Below are 3571 nucleotides of genomic sequence, written 5' to 3'. Positions count from 1 at the left end.
CGGGACCGGCCGCGCCCCCCCGCGGCGCAGGCGCGCTAGGCCCGTGACCTTGGCGATCAGCTCGTCGCGGAAGGCCGCCGCCCCGATCGCGGCGGCCGAGGGCTTATGCAGATAGTCGGAGGCGCCCAGCCGCAGGGCATGCAGCGCGACATCCGCGCCGCGCGGCGTCAGGGTCGAGGCCATGACGACGCGGACCGACGGATCGGCGCGCAGGATCAACGGCAGCGCGCCCAGACCGTCGAGCACCGGCATTTCGATGTCGAGCACCACGACGTCCGGCCGTTCCCGCGCCACCGCCTCGACCGCCTGTCGTCCGTCGCCCACGCGGCCCACCACCGAGATGCGGGGATCGCCCTCCAGCATGCGGGCGAGGGCTGCGCGGATGACCGCGCTGTCGTCGCAGATCAGGACCCGGACCGGGGACTCGGCGGCGGCGTGCGGCGGGGGACGCGGCGGCGCGGCGGCAAGGGTCACAGCAGGCCAGCCTGCGTGAACTTGTCGACCAGCAGCGCCGCATCGAACGGCTTCATGATGTATTCCTGCGCGCCTTGGGCAAGCGCCTGTTCGATGAAGTCGAAGTCGTTTTCGGTGGTGCAGAACACGACGGGCGGGCGTTCGCCGAATTCGGCGCGCAAACGCTTGAGGAACTCGATGCCGGTCATCACCGGCATGTTCCAGTCGAGCAGCACGCAGTCGGGCAGGCGGGCGCGGCAGGCGTCCAGCGCCTGTTGCCCGTCGGCGGCTTCCGTAACGGCGAAACCCTGCGCTTCCAGGATGCGGCGCGCGATGGTGCGCACCACGCGGCTGTCGTCGACGACGAGACAGGTGCGGGGGGCGCCGGTCATGCGGCGGCGCCGATCGCGAGCAGGCGGGCGGTGTCGAGCACGACGAGCAGGCGGGTCTCCAGCCGGTAGATGCCCTGGCTGTACTCGGCCCAGGCGGAGGCGAGGGTGGGGGGATTGCGTTCGAACTGCGCGGGGTCGAGGCGCATCACCTCCGCCACCTGATCGACGAGCAGGGCGTACAGCTCGCCCGCCTGCTCGGCGACGACCGACATGCGACGTGCGCCGGCCGGCGCGGGCGGCAGGCGCAGCCGGCGGCGCAGGTCGATCGCGGTGACGATCCGCCCGCGCAGATTGAGGCTGCCCGCGATCTCGGGCGGGGCGAGCGGGATGCGCGTGATCGTCTGTTCGGCCAGCACGTCGCGCACGCCGAGGACGGGTATGCCGCACAGCTGATCGGCGAGCGTCAGCGTCACGAACACCTGTCCGCCGTCGCCCTCGACGGCGTCGGGCGGCAGCGAAGTGTTGGCCTGCGGCGTGCGGGTGGCGGTGTCGAGCGGCATCGGCTCCCTCCGATCAGACGCTGGATCAGACGCTGACGAGTGCCGCGCTCGCGAGGCACTGGCGCAGCGAGGCGAGGAGCTGATCGCGGTCGTATTTGGCGACGTAGTCGGTGAAGCCGGCCTCGCGTCCGGCCGCCACGTCCTCGGCCTCGGCACGGGCCGACAGCGCGATCAGCGGCAGCGTCGCCCAGGCGCCGCCGGCGCGGACGCTGCGGGCGAAGTCGAGCCCGTCCATCCCCGGCATGGCGATGTCGGAGACGATGGCGGCGAACGCCTCGCCCGCCTCGCGCAGGCGCAGCGCCTCCTGCGCGTCGGCCACGCTCACCACGGCATAGCCCGCGGCCGTCAGCGCCGGCGTCAGCAGGCTGCGGAAGAAAGCGCTGTCCTCGACGATCAGCACGCGCGCGCCCGCCGTTGCATCGGGGCGGTTGCGGAACCAGTCGCCGCCGGCCTGCTGTAGCCAGTAGGCGGTGTCGAGCACGTCGGTCGCGCGGCGGCCCACCACCGCGGTGCCGAGCACGCCCGGCCGGGCTGCGCCGAGGGCGATCGACAGCCGATCCTCGATCACGTCCAGGATGGCATCCACCATCAGCCCCACGCACTGATCGCCCTCGGCGAACACCAGCACCGGCTGCGTCGGTGTCTCCTCGGCGGGCGGGGCGATGGCGATGAGCGGCATCAGCCGGCCGCGATACTGCGTCACCGGCATGCCGCAGGACAGCTCGATGCGGGCGCGTGGAATATCCTCGAGCCGCGCGACGAGGCTGAGGGGGACGGCCATCGGCTGTGCGCTGCCGGCACGGAACAGCAGCAGCGCCGTGCGGTCCTGTCGCTGCGTCGCCGTCGCGGCGGTCGTGGCGGCGACGCCGGGTCGCGTGGCCGAGGCCGCGCCGACGCCGCTCGCGCGGGCGATGCCGTTCGGGTCCAGGATCATGATGACCGACCCGTCGCCCAGGATGGTGTTGCCGCTGAACATCGAGATGTGCCGCAGGATCGGCGCCACCGGCTTGACGACGATTTCTTCGGTATCGAACACCCGGTCGACGATGAGCCCGAGCATGTGGCCGCCCACCTGCGTCACCACGATCGTGGCGCCGCTCACGTCGGCGCCGCGTTCCGGCAGGCCGAGCAGCCGGTCGAGCGGCACGAGGGGCAGAAGCCGGTCGCGCAGGCGCAGGACGGGGGTGTCGTCGATCCGTTCGATGCTGGTCCGGGACGCCTCGCCGGCGCGTGCGTCGGCGTTGCCGAGGGCGGCGCGGTCCGCGCCCGCCGCCGGCTCGCCGCCTGCGCGCACCAGCTCGATCACGCTGATCTGCGGGATGGCGAAGCGTTCGCCCGCCGCCTCGACGATCAGGGCGGAGACGATGGCGAGCGTCAGCGGAATCTTGATCGTGAAGACGGTGCCCGCGCCCGGCGTGCTGCGCAGGTCGATCGTCCCGCCGATGCGTTCGATGTTGGTCTTGACGACATCCATGCCGACGCCGCGGCCGGAGACGGCGGTGACCTGCTGCGCGGTGGAGAAGCCGGCGCGGAAGATGAAGCGCTGAATCTCCGCGTCCGAGAGGGCCGCAAGCTCGGCCTCGGTCGCGAGACCGGCGGAGAGCGCCTTCGCGCGGATACGGTCGACCGGCAGGCCGCGCCCATCATCGGCCACCTCGATGATGATGTGACCGCCCTCGTGATAGGCATTGAGCGTGATGCGGCCCGTCTCCGGCTTGCCGGCCTCGCGCCGCGCGGCCGTCGATTCCAGCCCGTGATCGGCGCTGTTGCGCACCATGTGCGTCAGCGGGTCCTTGATCAGTTCGAGCACCTGCCGGTCGAGTTCGGTATCCGCGCCGAGCATCGTCAGCTCGATGCGCTTGCCGAGTTCATGCGACAGATCGCGCACGAGGCGGGGCAGCTTGTTCCATGCGTTGCCGATCGGCTGCATGCGGGTCTTCATCACCCCTTCCTGCAGGTCGGAGGTGATCAGCGACAGGCGCTGCAGCGGGCCGGTGAGCGCGCCGAGCGCCTCCTCCTGCGTGCGGGCGAGCTGCAGGAGCTGGTTGCGGGTCAGCACCAGTTCGCTGACCATCGTCATCAGATCCTCCAGCACCTCGACCGCGACACGGATCGTCTGTCCGGCCGCCGGTTCCGCCGCCGTGGGCGCGGCTGCGTCCTCGGCCGGCTTGGGCGTGGCCCGTGGGGTCGGGGGTGCCGGCGTGTCGGCTGCCGGTTCGGCCGCCG

Annotated in this window: 4 protein-coding genes; all 4 read right to left on the bottom strand. The window is 72.0% G+C overall.

Annotation, left to right across the window (positions count from 1 at the left end; translation table 11 throughout):
* Positions 1–474 (bottom strand): response regulator (locus tag B8460_RS17845; protein ID WP_048862970.1); only part of this gene is annotated, 474 nt, incomplete at its 3' end.
* The gene (locus B8460_RS17840; RefSeq protein WP_048862969.1) at positions 471–845 is read right to left on the bottom strand and encodes a response regulator; all 375 of its coding nucleotides are present in this window, start codon (positions 843–845) and stop codon (positions 471–473) included. The genes B8460_RS17845 and B8460_RS17840, both read right to left, overlap by 4 nt.
* Complete coding sequence (locus B8460_RS17835; RefSeq protein ID WP_052945299.1) at positions 842–1345, bottom strand: chemotaxis protein CheW; 504 nt, start codon at positions 1343–1345, stop codon at positions 842–844. Before B8460_RS17835 ends, B8460_RS17840 begins: the two co-directional genes overlap by 4 nt.
* Positions 1346–1370: 25 nt before the next feature.
* The coding region (locus B8460_RS17830) for a hybrid sensor histidine kinase/response regulator (RefSeq protein WP_048862968.1) at positions 1371–3571 on the bottom strand (2201 nt) is incomplete at its 5' end.

It is taken from the genome of Acidisphaera rubrifaciens HS-AP3 (assembly GCF_000964365.1).
Classification (GTDB): domain Bacteria; phylum Pseudomonadota; class Alphaproteobacteria; order Acetobacterales; family Acetobacteraceae; genus Acidisphaera; species Acidisphaera rubrifaciens.
Note: the sequence above shows the minus strand (reverse complement) of the source record. Positions and strands in the feature narration are given on the sequence as shown.

What these genes read in the sequence shown, in the direction of transcription:
- B8460_RS17840 (WP_048862969.1), bottom strand. Translation starts at nt 845, where the DNA reads ATGACCGGCGCCCCCCGCACCTGTCTCGTCGTCGACGACAGCCGCGTG.
- B8460_RS17835 (WP_052945299.1), bottom strand. Translation starts at nt 1,345, where the DNA reads ATGCCGCTCGACACCGCCACCCGCACGCCGCAGGCCAACACTTCGCTG.